This window comes from Stenotrophomonas sp. SAU14A_NAIMI4_8 (assembly GCF_003086695.1).
Classification (GTDB): Bacteria; Pseudomonadota; Gammaproteobacteria; order Xanthomonadales; family Xanthomonadaceae; genus Stenotrophomonas.
Map to the genome: position 1 here is coordinate 838,666 of NZ_CP025999.1, position 23,150 is coordinate 861,815.

Below are 23,150 nucleotides of genomic sequence, written 5' to 3' on the forward strand. Positions count from 1 at the left end.
CCGAAGACCCAAGACCGATGACCCGCCAGACCGCCCTGTCGATCGCCCTGTGGATGGCCCTGCCGCTGTCCGCCCATGCCGCCGCCGAAGCCGATGCCGCGCCCGATGCGCGCGAATTCGACCGCGTGCAGGTCACCGCCACGCGCACCGAACGCGCCGTGAGCGATGTGGCTGCCACGGTGGATGTGATCGACCGCGAACAGATGGACCGCCATCTGGTGCAGGACCTCCAGGACCTGATCCGCTACGAGCCGGGTCTGTCGGCCAGCCGCAGCGCGACCCGCTTTGGTCTGGGCAGCATCCGCATCCGTGGCCTGGACGGCAACCGCGTGCGCATCCAGACCGATGGCATCGCCATGCCGACCAGCTTCAGCATCGGCTCGTTCTCCAACGCCAACCGCAACTTCACCGATCTGGACACGCTCAAACGCGTGGAGATCGTGCGCGGCCCGGCCAGTTCGCTGTATGGCTCCGATGCGCTGGGTGGCGTGGTGGCCTTCGTCACCAAGGACCCCACCGACTACCTGAAGGATGGCAAGGACAGCTACGTTGGCCTGAAGTTCGGCTACGACGGTGAGTGGCAGGGCCTGCTCGGCGGCATCACCACCGCCTTTGGCGGCGACCGCTGGAGCGGCATGGTCAACATCAACCACCGCCAGGGCCAGGAAACCGACAACCAGGGCGACGTGCGCAGCCGCAACAACACCCGTACCGCGGCCAACCCGCAGGATCGCGACGGTCGCAGCGGCCTGGCCAAGCTGGTGTTCGCGCCCAGCGCGGACCAGCGCTTCCGCCTGACCGTGGAAGGCAACGAGGACAGCACCGATACCGATGTGCTGTCGCTGATCGACCGCACCACGACCACCGGCATGAAAGCGCACGACACCCAGGAACGCACCCGCGTGTCCTTCGCCCATGAAATGGATGCGCTGGACAAGGCCTTCGCCGACAGCCTGCACTGGCAGGTCTACAGCCAGCACAGCGAAACCACCCAGGTCACCGACGAAGACCGTGCCAACCGCACCCGTCGCCATCGCGAGTTCAACTTCGACCAGCAGGTGTACGGCCTGCAGGCGCAGTTCAACAAGGCCTTCAGCACCGGCAGCGTGGAACACGCACTGACCTATGGCTTCGAAGGCGCGCGCACCGAGATCCGGCAGAAGCGCGATGGCTATCAGGTGCTGGCCAACGGCCAGGTGACCAGCACGCTGCTGCCCGATGTGTTCCCGGTGCGCGATTTCCCGATCAGCAAGACCACCGAACTGGGCCTGTATGCACAGGATGAGATGCGCATGGCCGGCGGCAAGCTGTCGCTTGTGCCGGGCGTACGCGTGGACCGTTACGAGCTGAAGCCGGACGTGGATTCGATCTTCGCCCAGGATAATCCCGGCGTTGCCGTCACCAAGCTGGAAAAGACCAGCGTCTCGCCCAAGCTGGGCATGGTCTATCGCTTCACCGATGCGTGGTCGCTGTTTGCCGGCTACTCGCGCGGCTTCCGCTCGCCGCCCTACAACGACGTCAACCTGGGCTTCACCAACTTCGCCTTCGGCTACACCGCCATTCCCAACCCGGATCTGAAGCCGGAAACCAGCGATGGCGTGGAACTGGGCCTGCGCTTCCTGTCGCCGGCGGCGTACGTCAGCCTGAGCGGCTACTACAACGACTACAAGGATTTCATCGAGTCGCAGTCGCTGGTGGGCACCAACGCGCAGGGCCTGATGGTGTTCCAGTCGCGCAACATCGCCGATGCGCGCATCTACGGCGCCGAGCTGAAGGCCGGCGTGGATTTCGGCCAGATCAGCCCCGCGCTGCAGGGCTGGGCGCTGCGCAGCGCAGTGGCCTGGTCGCGCGGTGACAACAAGACCGAAGACACCCCGCTGGATTCGGTGGACCCGATGCGCGGCACGGTCGGCCTGATGTACGACACCGATACCTGGGGCGTCGAGCTGGCCGGCACCTTCGTCAAGCGCAAGGACCGGGTCGCCTCGGCCACGGTCTACCGCCCGGCCGGCTACGGCGTGGCCGACCTGATGGCGCACTGGAACTTCGCCCCCGGCGCCACCTTCAACGTGGGCGTGTTCAACCTGGGTGACAAGCGCTACATCGACTGGTCCAACGTTGGCTCGACCCTGTCGGCCAGCAGCAGCGTGCTGGACCGCTATACCAGCCCCGGCCGCACGCTGTCGGCCAGCCTTGCCGTTTCCTGGTGAATCCCATGAGCCGAGCCCTGTCTGCACGTCGTCTGTCGTCGTCCCTGCCGCGGGTGCCGCTGCAGGTCTGGCCCACGCCGGCGCAGCTGGCCGCGCTCGGCACCGTGCTGTGCCTGTACCACGCCGATGGCAGCGAGATCGGCGGCTGGCGCCAGGCGGTTTCGGTGCACGCCTGCCAGGGCGTGGACAGCGAAGGCCTGCGCGAAAGCCTGTGTTTCCTCGATGCCCGCGGCCGCTGCGTGTGGCGCCTGTACCTGCTGCCGGACAGTGATTTCCTGGCCTGGGACCGGCTGGTAGCCGCGTTGCCGTCGGCGCCGCCGCGCGATGCCGATGGCAGCGTGGGCGAACGGCTGTGGCGGCGCCTGGCCGGCCACCTGGGCGGGCAGCGCTGGCGCCTGTGCGCACTGCGCCTGCATGCGGCCGAAGAGGGCCGTACGCTGGCCGCCAGCCTGTCCACGCTGTCCTCGCTGGGGGCGGCCACCGCGCGCCGCATCGCCCGCCTGGAAGGTGCAGAGGGCGAACTGGCCATCGATGACTGCTGCTGTGCCGACGCTGCGCGCCGCCCGGCCCCGCGCGCGCCGGACGATCTGCCGCTGGTGCGCCTGTAAGCGCGCGCCCGCTGCAACGCTCCTGATGGAACGACTACCGGCCACGGATGGCCTTTCCATGAACCGTAGAGCCAAGGACATTCGATGAAGTTGCAGACAGCCAGTGCGATGCTGCTGCTCGCCGCCACCGGCGCAGCCCACGCCCAGCCCTCCGACATCGCCCGCGACCACGCCAGCATCCTGGCCATGCAGGGCGAATACACCGTGGATTTCGCCTTCGACGAAACCGTACTGCTGAAGCCGGGCTACGAACGCGCGCCGGCCATGCGCAGCGGCGGCAACGAAATGGTGGTGGTGGTGGAAGACAGCCCGAAGCGTGTGGTGCTGCAGCACCTGCTGCTGGATGAAAAAAGCGGCCATGTGACCAAGCACTGGCGGCAGGACTGGGTGTACGAGGCGCCGAACCGTTTCGAATTCAGCGCCGAGCAGACCTGGCAGGTGCGTGCCATCCCGGCAGCGCAGAACCAGGGTGCCTGGACCCAGTGCGTGTACGAAGTGAGTGATGCCCCGCGCTACTGCGGCACCGGGCGCTGGAGCTATGACAACAACGTGGCGACCTGGACCAGCGATCTGAGCTGGCGCCCGTTGCCGCGCCGTGAGTACACCAAGCGCAGCGACTACAACGCGCTGGCGGTGATCAACCGCCACACGCTGACCCCGAACGGCTGGACCCACGAGCAGTTCAACACCAAGGTGCAGCGCAACGCCGATGGCAGCCAGGTGGAAATCGCCCGCGAGTTCGGCTTCAACGACTACATCAAGACCACCGATGTCGATTTCACCCCGGCCCGCGATTACTGGAAGGCCACCGCCGGTTACTGGGGCAAGGTGCGCCAGCGCTGGGACGGCTTCCTTGGCCAGGCCCCGGGCGTGCACCTGAAGACCAAGCTGGATGGCATGGCGATGATCATTCCGCTGTTCACCCAGGCCCAGGACATCCAGGACGGGAAGAAGGTGAAGGACGCGCAGATCGACGAGGTCTTCGCCAAGTACGTGGAAAAGGCGCCTCTGTAGCGTCGAGCCCTGCTCGACTGCGTCTCTCCGGCAGCGCATCCACGCGTGGCGTGGATCTACCGGGGCACCGCATCCACGCATGGCGTGGATCTACCTTCGCTTTGGTGGGTGCCGGGCTTGCCCGGCATCGCATCCACGCGTGGCGTGGATCTACCGGGGTTCCGTATCCACGCATGGCGTGGATCCATCGGGCCGCCTGCAGTAGATCCACGCCATGCGTGGATGCGCTTATTCCTTGAACATCAGAAACGCGGCGATCACGATCAGCCCGAACGCGGCCCAGTGGTTCCACTTCAGCGGCTGGTCCAGGTAGAACGCGGAAAACACCGCGAACACCAGCAGGGTGATCACTTCCTGCATGCCCTTCAGCTGCGGCGCCGAATACACCGCGCTGCCGAGCCGGTTGCCCGGCACCTGCAGGCAGTATTCGAAGAAGGCGATGCCCCAGCTGACCATGATGACCAGCATCAGCGGCGCGCTCTTGTACTTCAGGTGCCCGTACCAGGCAAAGGTCATGAACACGTTGCTGGCCACCAGCAACAGCACCGGGTACAGGTAAGCAGTGAACGGCATCGGCGTACGCCCTGGGGGAAAGGCGGCAAGCATACGCAGCGCGGCGTGGACTGCACATCCACGCCGCGCTGTCCGTACTCAGGCCTCGCGCAGGGCCAGCGCCGGCGGGGTGTGCAGGATCCGACGGGTACCCCACCAGCCGGCCAGCAGGCTCAGGCCGATGCCCAGCACGCCGCCCAGCAGCAGGCCCGGCCAGGGCGGCAGCAGCGGCAGTTCGAACACCTTCTGCGAGACCAGCAGGCCGATCGCCGCCGCTGCACCCACGGCCAGCGTGGCGGCCAGGGTGCCCAGCGCACCGAATTCCACCAGCACCGCGCCGCGCAGCTGGCGGCGGGTGGCGCCCAGCGTGCGCAGCACCGCGCTGTCGTAGCGGCGCTCGCCGGCGGTGGCCTGCAGCGCCGCCAGCAGCACCAGCACGCCGGCCAGCAGGCTGAACACCATCACCAGCTGCACCGCCTGCGCGACCCGGTTCATCACATCGCGCACCTGCGAAATCACCGCGTCCACATCCAGCAGGGACAGGTTGGGCTGCGCCCGCACCAGCTCACCCAGACCCGCGGCCTGGCCGGCGGGCAGATGGAAGGCCGACAGCAGGTTGTGCGGGGTATCGCCCACCGCGTTGGGGTTCAGCAGCACGAAGAAGTTCGGCCGGAAGGTGTTCCAGTCGGCCTTGCGGATACTGGTAACGGTGAACTCGCGCTGCTGCTCGCCGACGGCAATGGTGATGCGATCGCCCAGGTGCGCGCCGTAGCGCCGCGCCCAGCCGGTTTCCACCGACGCTTCCGCAGCGCTGCTGCCGGCCTGCCAGAAGCGGCCTTCCAGCAGCGCATTGGCCGGTGGGAAGGTGCTGCGCCAACTGAAGTTCAGCGGGCGGTTCTCGTCGTCGTCCTCGCGCGGGCCATTGTTCGCCCCGTTGCCTTCGGCAGCGGCCTGGTCCACGCGCAGCGGCGGCTTGCCGTTGATCGCGATCAGGCGGCCGGTGGCCATCGGTTCGATGCTGGCATCGTCCGCGCCCAGGCCTCGCAGGGTGGCCAGCACGCTGTCGCGCTGTTCGGGCTGGATGTTGATCAGGAAGTAATTCGGGGTATCGGCCGGCAGGCGCTCGCGCCACTGCTGCAGCAGGCCCGGTCCGGTCACTGCCAGCAACAGCAGCGCGCACAGCGACAGCGACAGGCCTACCAGCTGCATTACCGCCAGCAGGCGGCGCCGGGTCAGTGCGGCCAGGCCCAGCCGCCAGTTGCCATGCAGGCGGTGCTGCAGGCCGCGCAGCACCTGCAGCAGCACAAAGCCGAGCACGCCGGCGGCCAGCGCCAGCGCGGCCAGCCCACCCAGCACCCACAGCGCCAGTTTCAGATCGCCGGTTACCTGCACCGCCAACAGCAGGCTGGCGCCCAGCGCGGCCACATAGGCCAGCAGCGAGGCCGGTGGCAGTGCGGCGAACGAACGGTTCAGCACCCGCATCGGCGGCACCCCACGCAGGCGCAGCAGCGGCGGCAGGCCGAAGCCGAACAGCAGCAACAGGCCGATGCCGGCGCCGGTCAGTGCCGGGGTGGCTTCAGGCAGCGGCAGGCGCTGCGGCACCAGACTGCCCAGCACCTGTACCAGGCCTTCCTGCGCGGCCATGCCCAGCGCGATGCCCACGGCACAGGCCGGCACCGCCAGCATCAGCAACTGCAGGGCCAGGCCCAGCAGGATGTCGCGCTGGCGCGCGCCCAGGCAGCGCAGCACGGCCACCTGGTCGATGCGGCGCAGGGCGAAGCGGTTGGCGGCCAGGGCGGTGGCCACGCCGGCCAGCAGCACCGCCAGCAGCGCGCTCAGGCCCAGGAAACGGCCCGCCAGATCGAAGGCCTGGCGCACCCCGCGCTGGGTGTCATCCACGCTCAGCACGCGCATGCCCTTGGTCTGGGGCAGCAGCCACTGCCGGAACGCGGCAATCTGCGCCGGTTCGCCGGCGAACATCAAGCGGTAGTTGATGCGGCTGCCGGGGCCGAGCAGGCCGGTGCCGTCCACGTCGGCGCGGTTCACCAGCAGGGTAGGGGACAGCGTCAGCAGGTCGCCGCCGGTATCCGGCTCGGCTTCGATGATGCCGGCAATGCGCAGCGTGCCCGCGCCGAATTCCAGATCGTCGCCGGCCTTCAGGCCCAGCGCCTGCAGCAGCCGCGGGTCGGCGTAGGCCTGGCCCTTGGGCGGCATGCCGGCGCGCTCGATCAGCGCCCCGCCCGGGGTGGCACGCACGCGCAGGCTGCCGCGCAGCGGGTAGCCCGCTTCCACCGCCTTGATGCTGGCCATCTGGCTGGCATCGCCCTGGAACAGTACGCTGCCGAAGCCGGCAATGCGGGTATGGGCCAGGCCGCGCCGCTGCGCTTCCTCGGCAAAGGCGGCCGGCGGTTCGTTGCGGCTGCCCACGCCCAGGTCGCCGCCCAGCATTTCGGCGGCACTGCCGGTCAGGGCCAGGTTCACCCGGTTCACCAGGGTGCCCACGGCGGTCATCACCGCCACGCCCAGCACCAGCGCGGCGAACACGGTCAGCAGGTCGCCGGCCAGCGCTTCGCGGCGCAGCGCACGCCAGGCATGGCGCAGCAGGTTCATGCGTGCGCCTCGTGGGCGACGTCCTGCAGGCGGCCGTTGTCGATGCGATGGATGTGCTGGCAGCGTTGCGCCAGGCGCAGATCATGGGTGACCAGCACCAGGGTGGTGCCACTGCTGGCATTGAGTTCGAACAGCAGGTCGCTGATGTGCTGGCCGGTAGCCTGGTCCAGCGAGCCGGTGGGCTCATCGGCGAACAGGATGCGCGGGCGGCTGACGAAGGCGCGGGCCAGGGCCACGCGCTGCTGCTCGCCACCGGACAACTGGCGCGGGTAGTGGCGGGCACGATGGGCCAGGCCCACCGCCTCCAGCACCTGCTGCACGCGGGCCGGGTCTTCGCGGCCGGCCAGTTCCAGCGGCAGGGCCACGTTCTCGGCGGCGGTCAGCGCCGGCAGCAGGTGGAAGCTCTGGAACACGAAGCCGACTTCGCGCGCGCGCAGTTGTGCCCGCGCTTCTTCGTCCAGCGCGCCCAGCTCCTGCCCGGCCAGGGCGATGCGGCCGTGGCTGGGCAGGTCCAGCCCGGCCAGCAGGCCCAGCAGGGTGGTCTTGCCGGAACCGGAGGCGCCGACAATGGCCACGCTGGTGCCTTCATGGACGGTCAGGGTGATGTTGTCCAGTATGTGGACTTCACCCTCCGGGCCCTGCACGGTTTTGCCGACCTGGTCGACGGCGATGGCGACGGGCGCGCTGCGGGGGGACAGGCTGTCGATGAGGAGACTCCAATGCGCGTTACAGGATGGAGCCGGCAAGCCGGCACGATGATGGTGCTGCTGCTAGGGTTGCTGCTGGCGCCCCTGCTGGCCTGTGCCAAAGGTCCGGGCGGCACCGTGCTGGTGCTGGGCGACAGTCTCAGTGCTGCCCACAATATCCCGGCCGATGCCGGCTGGGTCAGCCTGCTGGACAAGCGGGTCAGGCAGCAGTCGAAAACCCCGCCGCGCATCGTCAATGCCAGCATGAGCGGGGAAACCACCGCCGGCGCGCTGACCCGCCTGCCCGGCCTGCTGGCGCGGGAAACGCCCAGCGTGGTGGTGATCGCCCTGGGCGGCAACGATGCCCTGCGCGGGCTGACCCCGCTGCAGGTGCGCGGCAACCTGGAAAAGATGGTGCAGGCCAGCCAGAAGGCCGGGGCCAAGGTGCTGCTGCTGGGCATCGACGTACCGCCCAACTACGGCCCGGGCTACCGCCAGCGTCTGGCCGCGGTCTACCGGGGCCTGGCCGACCAGTACAAGGTGCCGCTGCTGCCGTTCCTGCTGGAAGGCGTGGCCCTGCAGCCGGGGCTGATGCAGGCCGACGGCCTGCACCCCACCGCCCAGGCGCAGCCGAAGGTGCTGGACAACGTGTGGCCGCTGCTCAAACCCCTGCTATGAACCGTTTCCGCGCGTCTTGACGGAACTTCACATCGCGTCCACCGTCGATGGGGCATGTTTCACAAAGCTGAAGACAGAGGGAATCACATGCGTCAGACGAAGGAGACTTCCGGCTTGGTGCTGGTGGTCGAGGACAACCGCAACATCTCCGAGATGATCGGCGAGTACCTGGAAGGCCGTGGCTTCGAGGTGGATTACGCGCAGGATGGCCTGGACGGCTACCGTCTGGCAGCCGAGAACAGCTACGACGTGGTCGTGCTGGACCTGATGCTGCCGCGCCTGGACGGCATCGAGGTATGCCGCCGCCTGCGCAACGATGCACGCAAGTCGACGCCGGTGCTGATGCTGACCGCGCGCGACACCCTGGACGACAAGCTGACCGGCCTGGGCTTTGGTGCAGACGATTACCTGACCAAGCCGTTCGCCATCCAGGAACTGGAAGCCCGGTTGCGCGCGCTGATCCGCCGCGAGCGCCGCCAGGTGGGTTCGGAAGTGCTGAAGGTGGCCGACCTGGTGCTCGACCCGGTCAGCATGCGCGCCACCCGCGCCGGTACCGAACTGCAGCTTTCGCCGATCGGTCTTCGCCTGCTGACCATCCTGATGCGCGAATCGCCGCGCGTGGTCACCCGCCAGGAAATCGAGCGTGAGATCTGGGGCAATGGGCTGCCCGATTCGGACACCCTGCGCAGCCACCTGTACAACCTGCGCAAGATCATCGACAAGCCGTTCGACCGCCCGCTGCTGCACACCGTGCAGAGCGCCGGTTACCGCATCGCCGATATCGCCCAGCCGATGGCCTGATCGGTGCTGGCGCAGGCACAGACCCGCCCCGGCCCTGGCCGGGGCCCGGGGCAGCGGGCGGGTAGCCTGTTTCCAGTGTGGTCACCGTCCGTGCACGACCGTGGCACGTGGCGCTGCCTATAATCGCAGCGCTTCGACCGGGACCCCGCAATGCCGCACGGCCTGCCGCGCAAGATCCGCATCGTTTTCATCCTGCAGGCCGTGCTGGCCAGCCTGGGCATCCTGCTGGGTGCCTGGCTGGTGGCGCTGGTGATCAAGCACAGTCTGGTGGGCGCGGCCCTGCGCGAAGAGGCCTCCTACTACTGGACCCTGTACGCGGCCTCGCCGGCACAACCGCCGCCCAACACCCAGAACATCCGCGGTTACCTGCTGGAACGCGGTCAGTCCAGCCTGTCGCTGCCGGCCAACCTGCGCGCGCTGGAGCCGGGCTTCCACGAACTGCCCGGCGATGACCAGCTGGTGCTGGTGGACGCGCGGCCCGAGGGGCGCCTGTACCTGGTGTTCCTGCGTTCGCGCGCGGAAATGCTGGCGTTCTGGTTCGGCATCGTGCCGGTGCTGCTGACCCTGCTGGCCGTGTACGGCGCCAGCTGGGTGACCTACCGCGCCTCCAAACGCCTGGTCTCGCCGGTCAACTGGCTGGCCCGGCGCGTCTCGCGCTGGGACCCGGGGCATCCGGAAGCGGCCGACCTGGAGCCGGACAAGCTGCCGGCGGACATGCAGGGCGAGACGCGGCAGCTGGCCGCGGCACTGCATTCGCTGGCCAGCCGGGTCAGCGACCACGTGGCCCGCGAGCGCAACTTCACTCGTGATGCCAGCCACGAACTGCGCACGCCGCTGACGGTGATCCGCGTGGCCAGTGACATGGCGCTGGCCGATGACGGCCTGGAACCGCGCCTGCGCCGCAGCCTGCAGCGCATCCAGCGCGCCGGGCGTGACATGGAAGCGGTGATCGACGCATTCCTGATCCTGGCCCGTGAGGCCGACATCGAACCGCAGATCGAACTGTTCGATGTGAACGAGGTGGTGCGCTACGAAGTGGACAACGCGCGCGAACTGCTGGGCAACCGCGCGGTCAGCATCGCCCTGCACAGTGCCGAACCGGTGCAGCTGCACGCCCCGCCGCGGGTGCTGCAGGTGGTGGTCAGCAACCTGGTGCGCAATGCCTGCAACTACACCGACGAAGGGCGCATCGACGTGGACGTGCTGGACGACCGGGTGGTGGTGCGCGATACCGGCATCGGCATGTCCGAAGAGGCGCTGGCGCGGGCATTCGAGCCGTTCTACCGCGCCGAACCGGACCGCCCGCAGGGCACCGGCCTGGGCCTGTCGATCGTGCGCCGCCTGTGTGATCGCTTCGGCTGGAAGGTCAGCCTGGCCAGTGAGCCGGGCAAGGGCACCGAAGCGACGGTCATCTTCCGCTGACGCTGCGCCGGGGTCGGATCCCGTTGCCGCGCAACGGGCGCTGACCCCACGCCCGATCCCGGTAGATCCACGCCATGCGTGGATGGGAGGGCGGCAGCGCCGGGCCATGCCCGGCGTCCGCAATGGCTCAGTTGCAGTTGACCTTCGGTGCCAGCGCCTTGGTCCAGATCGCGTACCCGGCCGGGGTCATGTGCAGCATGTCCTCGCGGAACAGCTTCGCATCGGGCTGGCCATCGGCACCCAGCATGGGGGTGTAGATGTCGGTGTAGCCGGTGTTGGGCAGCTTCGCCAGCGCGGCCTTGATCTGCGCGTTGGCTTCGTTGATCGCCGGCAGCAGGTGCGCACGCGACGGGCTGGGCTTGATCGACAGGTATTCCACCTTCGTCTTCGGCAGGTCGCGGTGCACGCGCTGCACGAAGGCCACCACGTCGTCGCGCACCTGGCTGGCGCTGCGGCCGCTGTTCAGATCATTGTCGCCGGCATAGAAGAACACCTTGCACGGCGCATAGGGCACCACGATGCGGTCGGCGTACCAGGTGCTGTCGCGCACTTCCGAACCGCCGAAGCCGCGATTGAACACCGGCTGGGTGGGGAAGTCGCGGGCCAGGGTGTCCCACATGCGGATGGACGAGCTGCCGATGAACTCGATGCCACCGCGCGGCGGCGGCGAGGTGCGGTCGGTCTGGGCGAAGGCGGCCATGTCGCCGGCCCAGGCCACGTTGGACACCTGGTCGGGCACGGACGGCGATGCCGGCGGGCTGAGCGCCTGCGCCAGCGGTGCGGCAGTCAGCAGGCCCAGCATCAGCAGGCAGGTACGGCGACGGGTCATCGGGCTCTCCAGCGCAACAATAAGGACGTTCATCATAGGAGCTGGGCCGGCAGGCCGCTTGTCCCTGTCAGGTGGCGCACGGCCGGGGCCGGGGTGCCACGGCGGCCCTTGTGGCAAAATGGGCGCCATCTGCCCCTCCCTGTGCCTTCATGATCTCCTGCCGTGCGTCTGAGCGGTCGCTGCGCCGCGCTCCTGTTGCTGGACCCCTCGCCCGTGGCTGACAACTTCGGCCACATGCCCCGCGGCCCGCGCCGCATCTTCCAGGCCGCCCGTTGGTCCTGGCAGGGCCTGCGCGCCGCCTGGCTGCACGAATCCTCGTTCCGCCTGGAGGTCTACCTGCTGGTACTGCTGGCGCCGTTGGCGCTGTGGCTGGGCCAGACCCCGGTGGAGCGCGCGCTGCTGATCGGCTCGATGCTGCTGGTGCTGGCCATGGAGCTGGCCAATTCGGCCATCGAAGCGGTGATCGAGCGCTATGGCGCGGAGATCCACGAGCTGGCCGGCCGCGCCAAGGACATGGGCTCGGCGGCGGTGTTCGTGCTGATGATGAACGTACTGCTGTGCTGGGCCCTGGTCGTGGTGCCGCACCTGCTGGCCGGCACCTACGGCTGAACCTCCCATTCCCCACTGCCTTGAAGAGTTTCCATGTCCTTTGAGTTCCTCGCCGACCCCAATGCCTGGGTGACCCTGTTCACTCTGAGCGCGCTGGAAATCGTGCTCGGCATCGACAACCTGGTGTTCATCTCCATCGCCGTCAGCAAGCTGCCGGAAGAGCGCCGCCCGTTCGCCCGCAAGCTCGGCATCGCCGTGGCCTGCATCACCCGCATCCTGCTGCTGGTGTCGCTGGCCTACCTGGCGCACATGTCGGCCAACCTGTTCAACGTGGCCGGCATGGGCATTTCCATCCGCGACCTGGTGCTGATCGTCGGTGGCCTGTTCCTGATCATCAAGGGCTACCTGGAGATCAAGGAACTGATCACCGGTGGCGACGATGAAAACCCTGCCACCAGCAAGGCTTCGGGCGTGTTCGGCATGGTCATCCTGCAGATCGCGATCATCGACATCGTGTTCTCGCTGGACTCGGTCATCACCGCGGTCGGCATTGCCGACCACATTCCGGTGATGGTGGCCGCGATCCTGCTGTCGGTCATGGTGATGCTGCTGGCCGCCAACCCGCTGGGCCGCTTCATCGACGCCAATCCGACCGTGAAGATGCTGGCGCTGGCCTTCATCCTGCTGATCGGTGCGGTGCTGATCCTGGACGGCCTGGACGTGCACGTGCCCAAGCCCTACATCTACGCCGCGATGGGCTTCTCGGTGCTGGTGGAGTGGCTGAACCTGCTGATGCGCCGCCGCGCACGCGAACACCACGTGCCGGGCGCCGGCGACTGGTAAGCACGTTTCCTGGAACCCCCGGCCTGGCCGGGGGTTCTGCGTTCTGGGGGATCTGTGAACCGGGGTCAACACTGTTTCCCCGCCACGGGGCTTAATCCGGCCGGGCAAAGCGCGCACCCTGTGCGCTTCTTTTCACAGGCCTGCCCCACGCAGGAAACGTCCATGAACTCCAGAGCCGCCTTGCTGGCCCTTGCCGTCGGCGCCTTCGCCATCGGCACCACCGAATTCGCGCCCATGGGCCTGCTGCCGGTCATCGCCGACGGCGTGGGCGTGGGCATCCCCACCGCCGGCATGTTGATCACTGCCTACGCGGTGGGCGTGATGCTGGGCGCGCCGGTGATGACCCTGCTGATGGGGCGCTTCGGCAAGCGCACCGCGCTGATGCTGCTGATGTCGATCTTCGTGGTCGGCAACCTGTTGTCGGCGCTGGCGCCGAACTATGGCCTGCTGCTGCTGTCGCGGCTGGTCACCAGCCTCAACCACGGCGCGTTCTTCGGCATCGGCGCGGTGGTGGCCGCCAGCCTGGTGCCGAAGGACAAGCAGGCCGCGGCTGTGGCCACCATGTTCATGGGCCTGACCATCGCCAACATCGGCGGCGTGCCGCTGGCCACCTGGGCCGGGCAGCAGCTGGGCTGGCGCCTGTCCTTTGCCGGTACGGCGGTGCTGGGCGTGGTGGCGATCACCGCGCTGGGCTTGGCCCTGCCGGCTTCGGCACCGGGCCCGCGCCCGGACGTGCGCCGTGAACTGAAGGCGATCATGCAGCCGCAGGTGCTGCTGGCGATGGCCACCACGGTGCTGGGCGCCGGTGCGATGTTCACCCTGTACACCTATGTAGCGCCGGTGCTGACCGAGCTGACCGGTGCCTCCAACGCGTTCATCGCGGTGTCGCTGGCGCTGGTGGGCATCGGCTTCACCGTGGGCAATGGCATTGGCGGGCGCCTGGCCGACTGGTCGCTGGATGGCGCCACGCGCATCCTGCTGGCGGTGCTGGCCCTGTTGATGCTGGTGCTGCCGCTGGCATTCATGAGCCACGCCACCGCTGCGGTGGGGCTGCTGCTGTTCGGTGCGGCCACCTTCGCCATCGTCCCGCCGCTGCAGATACGGGTGATGCAGGCGGCGACCGAGGCGCCGGGCCTGGCCTCGTCCATCAACGTGGGTGCGTTCAACCTGGGCAATGCGCTGGGTGCCGCGCTGGGCGGGGCGGTGATCAGCCTGGGCCTGGGCTATGCGGCCATTCCGGTGGCCGGTGGTCTGCTGGCCGCTGCTGCGCTGGTGCTGGCGTGGTGGGGGCGGGTACGCGCCCCGGCCGCCGAAGCCTGCTGAGGGGGTGGGTTCCGGCAGGGCCTGCAGCCCTGCACCCGCCGAATCAACGTCAACGTCAAAAGCTGGCATTCCGTGGGATGGCGGGGTGGGTCCGGTCGAGGGGGACGCTGCAAGTACGTCCCTGTAAGCTCGGTCGCCGCATCCATGCGGCTCACGCCCCCTCAACCGGACCCACCCCGCCTTCGACAGTTTCCCGCCGTCTGCCGGAACGGCATCCCGCTTGGGTGCGTGTCGACCTCCCGCTCTGGTAGGTGTCGACCTTGGTCGACACGAATTCCTGGCGGCCGCCACGTTCCCCGGCCGCCGAAGCCTGCTGAGGGGGTGGGTTCCGGCAGGGCTTGCAGCCCTGCACCCGCCGAATCAACGTCAACGTCAAAAGCTGGCATTCCGTGGGATGGCGGGGTGGGTCCGGTCGAGGGGGACGCTGCAAGTACGTCCCTGTAAGCTCGGTCGCCGCATCCATGCGGCTCACGCCCCCTCAACCGGACCCACCCCGCCTTCGACAGTTTCCCGCCGTCTGTCGGAACAGCATCCCGCTTGGGTGCGTGTCGACCTCCCGCTCTGGTAGGTGTCGACCTTGGTCGACACGAATGCCTGAAGCATGGGCTTCTGCTTCTGCTCTTTCTTTTGATCTTCCCGCGGTGCGCAGGAAACCGTACGAGGCCGGGCAGGTGGGCGTGGCGGGGGTATCCGCGCCATGGATGGCGCGGCTAAGCCTCCAAGGACGGATTCACGGCGTCCCCCGCCATGCCCACCCGCCCGGACTACCCCGACGATCGATGAGCACCACCACCGCGGAGGGGGCGGCGCCCGATGGCCGATCTTTCACCGCGTCCGTGGCATGCTCGGCACATCGTCCACCCGGAATCGCCACCATGCGCCTGCTCACCCGTGTCCTGCCCCTGCTGCTGCTGGCCGGCCTGCTCTCCGGCTGCGGCTACAACACCATCCAGCAGAAGGACGAGGCCGTGAAGGCCAGCTGGTCCGAAGTGCTGAACCAGTACAAGCGCCGCGCCGATCTGGTGCCCAACCTGGTGCAGACCGTGAAAGGCTTTGCCAGCCAGGAAGAGCGCGTGCTGACCGAAGTCACCAACGCCCGCTCGCGGGTCGGCCAGATCAACGTCAACGCCGATGACGAAGCCTCGCTCAAGCAGTTCCAGCAGGCGCAGGGCGAGCTGGGCAGTGCGCTGTCGCGGCTGCTGGTGGTCACCGAAAACTATCCGGTGCTGAAGTCAGATGCCAACTTCCGCGACCTGCAGGCGCAGCTGGAAGGCACCGAAAACCGCATCACCGTCGCCCGTGGCCGCTACATCCAGCAGGTGCAGGACTACAACACCTACATCCGCTCGTTCCCGCAGCTGATCACCGCCAAGATCTTCGGCTACCAGCCCAAGCCGAACTTCAGCGTGGAAAACGAGGCGCAGATTTCCAACGCGCCGGCGGTCGATTTCGGCAACGCGCCGCAGCAGCCGCCGGCAGCGCAGCCGGCGAACTGATCCATGCGCCTGCTCACCGCGCTGCTGGCCCTGCTGCTGTGGCTGCCGCTGGCCGCGCAGGCGCAGCAGCTGGCGCCGATTCCGGCGCTGGATTCGCCGGTGGTCGACACCACCGGCACCCTGGATGCCACGCAGAAGCAGGCACTGGTGCAGCAGGCGCTGGCGCTGCAGCAGCGCAAGGGCAGCCAGCTGCAGGTGCTGGTGGTGCCCAGCACCCAGCCCGAGGACATCGCGCAGTACACCACCCGTGTGTTCGATCAATGGCAGATCGGCCGCAAGGGCGTCGATGACGGCGTGCTGCTGGTGGTGGCCAAGGACGATCGGCGGGTGCGCATCGAACCGGGCTATGGGCTGGAGGGCGCCATTCCCGATGCCATTGCCAACCGTGTCATCCAGGAATACCTGGTGCCGCGTTTCCGTGCCGGCGACTACGCCGGCGGCATCACCGAAGCGACCGCGATGCTGGTCAAGCTGATCGATGGCGAGGCCCTGCCAGCGCCGGTCAGCAGCCAGCGCGGCGCTGACAGCGGCGACGGCGGCGATACCTGGGCGCTGGCGCTGTTCATCGGCGTATTTGCCGGCAGCATCCTGCGCGGGGTGTTCTCGCGGGTGCCGCGACCGCTGCGGGGCCTGCTGGGCGGTGGCGGCGCCGCGCTGGCGGCCTTCCTGTTCACCTCCACGCTGCTGGCCAGTGGCCTGGCCGGTATCGTCGGCCTGATCGTGGCCATGCTTTCGGGCCACCCCGGCCGCTTCGCCGGTGGCGGTGGCTGGGGCGGTGGCAGTTGGGGCGGCGGTGGCGGCGGTGGTTTCGGCGGTGGTGGCGGCAGCTGGGGCGGCGGCGGTGGCCGTTCCGGTGGCGGTGGCGCTTCGGGGGGCTGGTGATGATCAGGCGTATCGGGCGGCACCTTTTTTCCCCGTCGCTGCGGCGGGCGTTCCCGCCGGCGGCGCTGCAGGCGATCACCGAGGCCATCGCCAGTGGTGAACAGCGCCACGGCGGCCAGGTCATGTTCGCGGTGGAAGCCGATCTGCCCCTGCACGCGCTGTGGCGGCGGGTGACCCCGCGGCAGGCGGCCGAGCAGGCCTTCGCCCAGCTGCGCACCTGGGATACCGCGCACAATAACGGCGTGCTGATCTACCTGCTGCTGGCCGACCATGCCATCGAGATCGTGGCCGACCGCGGCCTGCACGGCCGGGTCAGCCCGGCGCAATGGCAGCGCATCTGCACCCATCTGCGCGAAGGGCTGCGCGGCAGCGAACCGGTGCAGGCCCTGCGCGATGCCATCGATGAAGTCTCCGGGCTGCTGGCCGGGCACTTTCCGCCCGGTTCGGGGTCCCACGATGACGGGCTGCCCAACACCCCGCAGCTGCTTGGTTGAGCCGCGGCGGCGCTGGCCCGAGAATAGGCGTTCACCTGCAAGGCACCTTCCATGATCTATTTCCACGATATCGACCCCATTGCCCTTTCGCTGGGGCCGATCAAGGTGCACTGGTACGGCATCATGTACCTGCTGGGCTTCACTGCAGCCTGGCTGCTGGGGCGCAAGCGCATCGCGCAGGGGCGCCTGCCGGGCGTCGATGCCAACGGTTTTTCCGACCTGCTGTTCTACGCCATGCTGGGCGTTGTGCTGGGCGGGCGCATCGGCTACATGCTGTTCTATGCACTGGGCGATTTCCTGTCCAACCCGGTGCTGCTGTTCAAGGTATGGGACGGTGGCATGAGCTTCCACGGCGGCCTGCTGGGCGTGGTGGTGGCGTGCTGGTGGTGGTCGCGCAAGCAGCGCCTGCACCTGTTCGACACGATCGATTTCATGGCGCCGCTGGTGCCGATCGGCCTGGCACTGGGGCGGGTGGGCAACTTCATCGGCGCCGAGCTGTGGGGCAAGTACACCGACGGCACCTGGGGCGTGGTGTTCCCTTCGGGCCTGCCGGCACCGCTGAACCAGCTGGATGCGGCCACGCTGAAGGCACAGTTCGCTACCGGTGCGCTGAACCCCTACGCGCGCCATCCCTCGCAGCTGTATGAAGCGGCGCTGGAAGGCGTGGTGATGTTCACCGTGCTGTGGATGGTGTCGGCCAAGCCGCGCCACCGCTACCTGGTGTCGGGCCTGTTCGCACTGATGTACGGCATCTTCCGCTTCGGCCTGGAGTTCGTGCGCATGCCCGACAACGGGGTCTACATCGCTTTCGGCTGGCTGACCAAGGGCCAGCTGCTGAGCCTGCCGCTGGTGGCGCTGGGCCTGGTGCTGCTGGCACTGTCGCGCCGCGCACCGGTGCTGCAGCCGCAGCCGCTGGTGGTGGCGGAGGGCAAGGCATGAAGTCCTACCTGGACCTGCTTTCGCACGTGCTCGAACACGGTGCCGAGAAGAGCGACCGCACCGGCACCGGCACCCGCAGCGTGTTCGGCTGGCAGATGCGCTTCGATCTGAACGAAGGGTTCCCGCTGGTCACCACCAAGAAGCTGCACCTGCGCTCGATCATCCACGAGCTGCTGTGGTTCCTGAAGGGCGACACCAACATCGGCTACCTGAAGGACAACCAGGTCCGCATCTGGGACGAGTGGGCCGACGCCAACGGCGATCTCGGCCCGGTCTACGGCAAGCAGTGGCGCAGCTGGGCCACCGCCGATGGCCGCGAGATCGACCAGATGCAGTGGCTGGTGGACGAGATCAAGCGCAATCCCGATTCGCGCCGGCTGGTGGTCAGTGCCTGGAACGTGGGCGAGCTTTCGCAGATGGCGCTGATGCCATGCCACAACCTGTTCCAGTTCTACGTGGTGGACGGCAAGCTGAGCTGCCAGCTGTACCAGCGCAGCGGCGACATTTTCCTGGGCGTGCCGTTCAACATCGCCAGCTACGCGCTGCTGACCCACATGGTGGCGCAGGCCACGGGTCTGGGCGTGGGCGACTTCGTGCATACCCTGGGCGATGCCCATCTGTATTCGAACCACTACGAGCAGGCCCGTGAACAGCTGTCGCGTGAACCGCGCGCGCTGCCCAAGCTGTGGCTGAACCCCGCGGTGACCGACCTGTTCGGTTTCCAGTTCGACGACATCCGCATTGACGGCTACGACCCGCACCCGGCCATCAAGGCCCCGGTGGCGGTATGAGGCTGCGCAGGTGTGTGCCCCCGCTGCTGCTGCTGGCCGGCGTGCTGTGCACGGGCGCGTACGCGGCACCGGCCGATACGCTGGGCTTGGCCGGTGAAGTCAACGCACAGATCGTGCACAGACACATGCGCGAGGAAGCCCACGCGTTTGCCGCGGCATTCAACGGCAGCACGATGATGCCCGAGGACATCCCGGCAGGCTGCAAGGCGCAGATGCGCGAGGCGGTGACCGGCATGTACGCGGCGATGACCGAGCACCTCAAGGCGGGCATCGAAGAGCCGGAGTACCAGCGCGTGCTCGAGCAGCAGCTCGCCAGCGTCTACTCCAGCGACCAGTTGCAGGCGTTTTTGGCGCGGGCTGCCGACACCGACACCGATAGGGCGGCGTTGTCCGCGGAGGTCCTGTCAGGCCCCGGCCTGAAGGACATCGAGGAGGCGCAGATGCAGAAGATCGTCGATGGCATGGATGAGAAGTCCTCGTCCAGCCCGTCGCTGGCTGCGGCGTTGCGGGCCGCCAGCGCCGCCAAGGCGGCCTGCGATCGCCTGCAGACCGATGCCGGTTGAGGAGACCGCAGCGATGAAACTTTCGATGGTCGTAGCGCTGGACCGCAACCGTGGCATCGGACAGGGCAATGCCATGCCTTGGCACCTGCCCGATGACTTCAAGCATTTCAAGGCGCTGACCCTGGGCAAGCCGATCCTGATGGGGCGCAAGACCGCCGAATCGATCGGCCGGGTGCTGCCGGGGCGGACCAACCTGGTGCTGACCCGCAGCGGCCAGGTGCCGTTTGAAGGCATGCGCGCGGTGGCATCGCTGGACGAAGCCAAGGCCATTGCCGAAGGCGAGGGTGCCAGCGAGCTGTGCATCATTGGCGGTGGCGAGATCTTCCACCAGATGCTGGACCAGGCCAGCGACCTGTACCTGACCTGGGTGGACGCCGAGGTGCCGGCCGATACGCATTTCCCCGAGGTCGACCCGGCGGTGTGGCAGGAAACCAGCAGCGAGCCGCACCCGGCCGACGCACGCCACGCCTACGCGTTCCGCTTCGCGCACTACACGCGCCGCTGACCCTGGGTAGAGTCGACCGTTGGTCGACTGCTCGGGGCCGTAGAGTCGAGCTTGCTCGACTGCGGCAAAGCAACGGCAGTCGAGCAAGCTCGACTCTACCAAGGCGTCGGCAACGGCAGTCGAGCAAGCTCGACTCTACCAAGCGGGGTCAGGCCTGCGGCGGTGCGCCGTTGTTGCCACCACCACCACCACCACCACCACCACGACGGCGGCGGCGGCGCGGGCCACGGTTGCCCGGCGCGGCTGGCTGGCCATTGCCGCCTTCCTTGCTCGGCGCAGCGGCCGGCGCACGCGGCTGCGGCGGGCGTGCCGGCGGCCGTGCGTTGGCGACCGGCGCCGGCACGTCACGCCCCGGCACCTGCACCACGCGCAGTTCATCGGTATCCAGCTGCAGGGCAGTCAGCTTGCCGCCCCAGACCGCGCCGGTATCGATGGCGTGCACGCCCTGGGTGATGGTCAGGCCCAGCGCCGACCAGTGGCCGCACACGACCTTCAGGTCGCGCTCGACCCGGCCGGGCACTTCGAACCAGGGGTACAGCCCCTGTTCCTGGGTGCCGGGCGTGCCCTTGTCTTCAATGCCGATGCGACCGCGCGGGGTGCAGTAGCGCATGCGGGTGAGCACGTTGATGATCGCGCGCGAGCGGTCATAGCCGGCCAGGTTCGGTGCCCAGCTGGGCTTGTCGCCGTACATGTTGCGGAACAGCTTGCGATAGCCGGCGCCGTGCAGCTGCACTTCCACTTCGGCGGCATGCTTTTCGGCCATCTGCGTGGTCCACTTCGGCGCCAGGCCGGCGTGCACCATCATCCAGCCCAGCTCGCGGTCCACGTGCACCAGCTTCTGCAGGCGCAGCCACTCCAGCAGCTCGTCGCGGTCTTCGGCCTGCACGATGCGCAGCAGGTCCGGGTTGACCTTGCGCTGCTCTTCCTCGGTGCGCGCACCCACGGCCAGCAGCGAAAGATCATGATTGCCCAGTACCACCACGCTGTGCTCGCGCAGCGAATGCACCAGGCGCAGGGTTTCCAGCGATTGCCCACCGCGGTTCACCAAGTCGCCGCAGAACCACAGGGTGTCCTGCGCCGGGTCGAAGCGGATCTTTTCCAGCAGGCGCTGGGTTACGTCGTAGCAGCCCTGCAGGTCGCCGATCGCCCACACACTCATCGTCCGGCCTCCGTGTCAGTGCAGGGTACGCGGGATGGCCAGCACGAAAGGTGCGACCGGCGCGGCAAATTCAGTGCCATCGTCGGCAACCATGTCGTAGTGGCCCTGCATGGTCCCGTGGTCGGTGCCCAGCATGACACCCGAGGTGTAGTGGAAGTCTTCACCGGGGCGCAGGCGCGGCTGTTCGCCGATCACGCCATCGCCATCGACATGCTCGACGCGACCGTTGGCGTCGGTGATGCGCCAGTGGCGCGCGACCAGGCGCGCGGCCACGCGGCCACGGTTGCGGATGCGGATCGTGTAGGCGAACGCATAGCGGCCGTCTTCCGGCGCGGATTGGTCGTCGAGGAAGCGCGGGGCAACTTCAACGGAGATGGCGTAAACGTCAGCGTCTTCCATACCGGCAGTGTAATCAGGTGGCATTGGCCAAAGCGATGAATTCAGCCACATCCAGCTGTTCGGCACGGGCATCGGGGCGCACGCCGGCAGCGGCGAACTGTTCGGCGGTCACCACCTTGCTCAACGCGTTGCGCAGGGTCTTGCGGCGCTGGCCGAAGGCGGCCTTGACCACCTCGGCAAAGCGCGCGTGATCGTGGATGGCGATCGTGGCCGGGTCGCGCGGCACCAGCCGCACCACGGCCGAATCGACCTTCGGCGGCGGCCGGAACGCGCCCGGCGGCACCACGAACAGCGAGGTGACCTGGCAGTAGGCCTGCAGCATCACGCTCAGGCGGCCATAGACCTTGCTGCCCGGGCCGGCGGCCATGCGGTCGACCACTTCCTTCTGCAGCATGAAGTGCATGTCGCGGATGACCGCGGCATGTTCCAGCGCATGGAACAGGATGGGCGAGGAGATGTTGTAGGGCAGGTTGCCGACCAGGCGGATCGGCTGGCCGGCGGCCAGTTCGGTGAAATCCACGCGCAGCACGTCGCGGTGGACGATGGTCAGCTCGCCCAGCGGTTCGGCGGCCGCGGTGAGCGGCGCGATCAGGTCGCGGTCGAACTCGATCACCGTCAGCTTCGGGTGGACGCGCAGCAGGGGCAGGGTGATCGCGCCCTGGCCAGGGCCGATTTCGACCAGGCGGTCGCCATCCTTGGGGTTGACCGCCATCACGATCTTGTCGATGTAGTGGCGGTCGGCCAGGAAATGCTGGCCAAGCTGCTTCTTGGCCGGGGCGGTGAACACCGGGCCGGAGGGGGAATGCGGGGAATTCATACGCTCAGTGTACGTTGCCGGGCCAATTGCGCACACAGGGCCGTGGCGGCCTGCAGGCTGGACGGGTCGGCAATGCCCCGTCCGGCCAGGTCCAGCGCGGTGCCATGGTCGACCGCCACGCGCGGGTAGGGCAGGCCCAGGGTCAGGTTCACCGCCTGTTCGAAGCCCGAATACTTCAGCACCGGCAGGCCCTGGTCGTGGTACATGGCCAGCACGGTGTCGAACCCGGCCAGTTTGGCCGGCAGGAAGGCGGTGTCGGCCGGCAGCGGCCCGACCAGATCCATGCCCTCTGCGCGCAGGCGCTGCAGTAGCGGGATGATCAGGTCCAGTTCCTCGCGGCCCAGGTGGCCGTCTTCGCCGGCATGCGGGTTCAGGCCCAGCACGGCGATACGCGGGGCAGCCAGACCGAACTCACCGCGCAACGCGGCATGCACCGTGCGCAGGGTGTGTTCCAGGGCGGGCGCGGTGATCGCATCGGCCACCTCGCGCAAGGGCAGGTGGGTGGTGGCCAGCGCAACGCGCACGATGTCGTTGGCCAGCATCATCACCACCTTCACCCCGGCTTGGTCGGCCAGCAGTTCGGTGGTGCCGCTGTAGGCAATGCCGCCTTCGTTGATGACCGCCTTGTGCACCGGGCCGGTGACCACGCCGTGCAGCTCGCCGGACAGGCAGGCCTGGCCGGCACCGAGCAGGGCGCCGATGACGGCGCTGGCGTTGGCCGGGTCGGCCTGGCCGAAGCGGCTGGGCGCGGCATTGGCCACCACACGCAGGCGCAGATCGCCGGGCAGACGCGCGTGCGCATCTTCCGGCAGCAGTTGCAGGGGCAGCTTCAGCGCGGCAGCGGCCGCGCGCAGGGTCTCCGGGTCGGCGAAGGCGAGCAGCCGGCAATCATCGCGCGGCTGCTGTACCAGGCGGACACACAGTTCCGGACCGATCCCGGCGGGCTCGCCCGGTACCAGCGCGAGCTCGGGGCGCATGGG

General features: G+C 68.2%; 24 protein-coding genes. 16 read left to right on the forward strand and 8 right to left on the reverse strand.

Annotated elements, in window-relative coordinates; all coding sequences use genetic code 11:
* The first annotated feature begins 17 nt into the window (after nt 1-17).
* The 3 genes from C1930_RS03640 to C1930_RS03650 all read left to right on the forward strand — a co-directional run bounded on the left by C1930_RS03640 (nt 18) and on the right by C1930_RS03650 (nt 3,832).
* Nucleotides 18-2,210, forward strand: a complete 2,193-nt coding sequence (locus C1930_RS03640; RefSeq protein ID WP_313139158.1) for a TonB-dependent hemoglobin/transferrin/lactoferrin family receptor — start codon at nt 18-20, stop codon at nt 2,208-2,210.
* Between the two features lie 5 nt (nt 2,211-2,215).
* Complete coding sequence (locus tag C1930_RS03645; protein WP_108771115.1) at nt 2,216-2,818, forward strand: Hemin transport protein; 603 nt, start codon at nt 2,216-2,218, stop codon at nt 2,816-2,818.
* 84 nt (nt 2,819-2,902) lie between these two features.
* Nucleotides 2,903-3,832 carry a DUF6607 family protein gene (locus C1930_RS03650; protein WP_108771116.1) on the forward strand — a complete coding sequence of 310 codons (930 nt, stop codon included), beginning with the start codon at nt 2,903-2,905 and terminating at the stop codon, nt 3,830-3,832.
* A 228-nt stretch (nt 3,833-4,060) separates the two neighbouring features.
* Here C1930_RS03650 and C1930_RS03655 read toward each other — a convergent pair whose 3' ends face one another.
* The 3 genes from C1930_RS03655 to C1930_RS03665 form a co-directional block, all read right to left on the reverse strand.
* A complete protein-coding gene (locus tag C1930_RS03655; RefSeq protein ID WP_108755443.1) occupies nt 4,061-4,405 on the reverse strand; it encodes a DMT family protein in 345 nt (114 codons plus the stop codon).
* Nucleotides 4,406-4,483: 78 nt separating this feature from the next.
* Complete coding sequence (locus C1930_RS03660; RefSeq protein WP_108771117.1) at nt 4,484-6,994, reverse strand: FtsX-like permease family protein; 2,511 nt, start codon at nt 6,992-6,994, stop codon at nt 4,484-4,486.
* Nucleotides 6,991-7,638: an ATP-binding cassette domain-containing protein gene (locus C1930_RS03665; protein ID WP_108771118.1), complete on the reverse strand. Its 648-nt coding sequence runs from the start codon at nt 7,636-7,638 to the stop codon at nt 6,991-6,993. Before C1930_RS03665 ends, C1930_RS03660 begins: the two co-directional genes overlap by 4 nt.
* Nucleotides 7,639-7,713: 75 nt before the next feature.
* Here C1930_RS03665 and C1930_RS03670 point away from each other — a divergent pair, with 75 nt between their 5' ends.
* From C1930_RS03670 to C1930_RS03680, 3 genes are all read left to right on the forward strand, one after another.
* On the forward strand, nt 7,714-8,358 hold the full coding sequence (locus C1930_RS03670; RefSeq protein ID WP_108752213.1) for an arylesterase: 645 nt from the start codon (nt 7,714-7,716) through the stop codon (nt 8,356-8,358).
* Nucleotides 8,359-8,445: 87 nt separating this feature from the next.
* Entirely contained in the window at nt 8,446-9,159 is a 714-nt protein-coding gene (locus C1930_RS03675) for a response regulator transcription factor (RefSeq protein ID WP_002811889.1), read from the forward strand.
* A 150-nt stretch (nt 9,160-9,309) separates the two neighbouring features.
* Nucleotides 9,310-10,581 carry a HAMP domain-containing sensor histidine kinase gene (locus C1930_RS03680; protein ID WP_108755447.1) on the forward strand — a complete coding sequence of 424 codons (1,272 nt, stop codon included), beginning with the start codon at nt 9,310-9,312 and terminating at the stop codon, nt 10,579-10,581.
* A 127-nt stretch (nt 10,582-10,708) separates the two neighbouring features.
* Here C1930_RS03680 and C1930_RS03685 read toward each other — a convergent pair whose 3' ends face one another.
* Nucleotides 10,709-11,410 carry an SGNH/GDSL hydrolase family protein gene (locus tag C1930_RS03685; protein WP_108748577.1) on the reverse strand — a complete coding sequence of 234 codons (702 nt, stop codon included), beginning with the start codon at nt 11,408-11,410 and terminating at the stop codon, nt 10,709-10,711.
* A 213-nt stretch (nt 11,411-11,623) separates the two neighbouring features.
* On the opposite strand from C1930_RS03685, the gene C1930_RS03690 reads away from it, so the two are divergent.
* From C1930_RS03690 to C1930_RS03735, 10 genes are all read left to right on the forward strand, one after another.
* The gene (locus tag C1930_RS03690; RefSeq protein WP_108757643.1) at nt 11,624-12,019 is read left to right on the forward strand and encodes a diacylglycerol kinase; all 396 of its coding nucleotides are present in this window, start codon (nt 11,624-11,626) and stop codon (nt 12,017-12,019) included.
* 33 nt (nt 12,020-12,052) lie between these two features.
* Entirely contained in the window at nt 12,053-12,802 is a 750-nt protein-coding gene (locus tag C1930_RS03695; RefSeq protein WP_108748578.1) for a TerC family protein, read from the forward strand.
* Nucleotides 12,803-12,964: 162 nt separating this feature from the next.
* Nucleotides 12,965-14,125 carry an MFS transporter gene (locus C1930_RS03700; RefSeq protein ID WP_108755449.1) on the forward strand — a complete coding sequence of 387 codons (1,161 nt, stop codon included), beginning with the start codon at nt 12,965-12,967 and terminating at the stop codon, nt 14,123-14,125.
* An 875-nt stretch (nt 14,126-15,000) separates the two neighbouring features.
* Nucleotides 15,001-15,621: a LemA family protein gene (locus tag C1930_RS03705; protein ID WP_108771119.1), complete on the forward strand. Its 621-nt coding sequence runs from the start codon at nt 15,001-15,003 to the stop codon at nt 15,619-15,621.
* Between the two features lie 3 nt (nt 15,622-15,624).
* Nucleotides 15,625-16,503 (forward strand): TPM domain-containing protein, encoded by an 879-nt coding sequence (locus C1930_RS03710; protein WP_108771120.1) that lies wholly within the window; start codon nt 15,625-15,627, stop codon nt 16,501-16,503.
* Nucleotides 16,503-16,997, forward strand: a complete 495-nt coding sequence (locus tag C1930_RS03715) for a TPM domain-containing protein (protein WP_108771121.1) — start codon at nt 16,503-16,505, stop codon at nt 16,995-16,997. Before C1930_RS03710 ends, C1930_RS03715 begins: the two co-directional genes overlap by 1 nt.
* Nucleotides 16,998-17,048: 51 nt before the next feature.
* The gene (gene lgt / locus C1930_RS03720; RefSeq protein ID WP_108755453.1) at nt 17,049-17,936 is read left to right on the forward strand and encodes a prolipoprotein diacylglyceryl transferase; all 888 of its coding nucleotides are present in this window, start codon (nt 17,049-17,051) and stop codon (nt 17,934-17,936) included.
* Nucleotides 17,933-18,727 (forward strand): thymidylate synthase, encoded by a 795-nt coding sequence (locus C1930_RS03725; protein ID WP_108771122.1) that lies wholly within the window; start codon nt 17,933-17,935, stop codon nt 18,725-18,727. Before lgt ends, C1930_RS03725 begins: the two co-directional genes overlap by 4 nt.
* Nucleotides 18,724-19,290, forward strand: a complete 567-nt coding sequence (locus tag C1930_RS03730; protein ID WP_234412735.1) for a hypothetical protein — start codon at nt 18,724-18,726, stop codon at nt 19,288-19,290. Before C1930_RS03725 ends, C1930_RS03730 begins: the two co-directional genes overlap by 4 nt.
* Before the next feature lie 13 nt (nt 19,291-19,303).
* Nucleotides 19,304-19,795 (forward strand): dihydrofolate reductase, encoded by a 492-nt coding sequence (locus C1930_RS03735; protein ID WP_108771124.1) that lies wholly within the window; start codon nt 19,304-19,306, stop codon nt 19,793-19,795.
* Between the two features lie 148 nt (nt 19,796-19,943).
* On the opposite strand, the gene C1930_RS03740 is transcribed toward C1930_RS03735, so the two are convergent.
* The 4 genes from C1930_RS03740 to pdxA are packed head-to-tail and all read right to left on the reverse strand — an operon-like array spanning nt 19,944 to nt 23,147.
* The gene (locus C1930_RS03740) at nt 19,944-20,954 is read right to left on the reverse strand and encodes a symmetrical bis(5'-nucleosyl)-tetraphosphatase (protein ID WP_108771125.1); all 1,011 of its coding nucleotides are present in this window, start codon (nt 20,952-20,954) and stop codon (nt 19,944-19,946) included.
* A gap of 15 nt (nt 20,955-20,969) precedes the next feature.
* Nucleotides 20,970-21,353, reverse strand: coding sequence for a Co2+/Mg2+ efflux protein ApaG (apaG, locus tag C1930_RS03745; RefSeq protein WP_108748588.1), 384 nt, complete (start codon nt 21,351-21,353; stop codon nt 20,970-20,972).
* 13 nt (nt 21,354-21,366) lie between these two features.
* Nucleotides 21,367-22,170: a 16S rRNA (adenine(1518)-N(6)/adenine(1519)-N(6))-dimethyltransferase RsmA gene (gene rsmA / locus C1930_RS03750; protein WP_108748589.1), complete on the reverse strand. Its 804-nt coding sequence runs from the start codon at nt 22,168-22,170 to the stop codon at nt 21,367-21,369.
* Complete coding sequence (gene pdxA / locus C1930_RS03755; RefSeq protein ID WP_108755458.1) at nt 22,167-23,147, reverse strand: 4-hydroxythreonine-4-phosphate dehydrogenase PdxA; 981 nt, start codon at nt 23,145-23,147, stop codon at nt 22,167-22,169. Before pdxA ends, rsmA begins: the two co-directional genes overlap by 4 nt.
* Nucleotides 23,148-23,150: the final 3 nt, after the last annotated feature.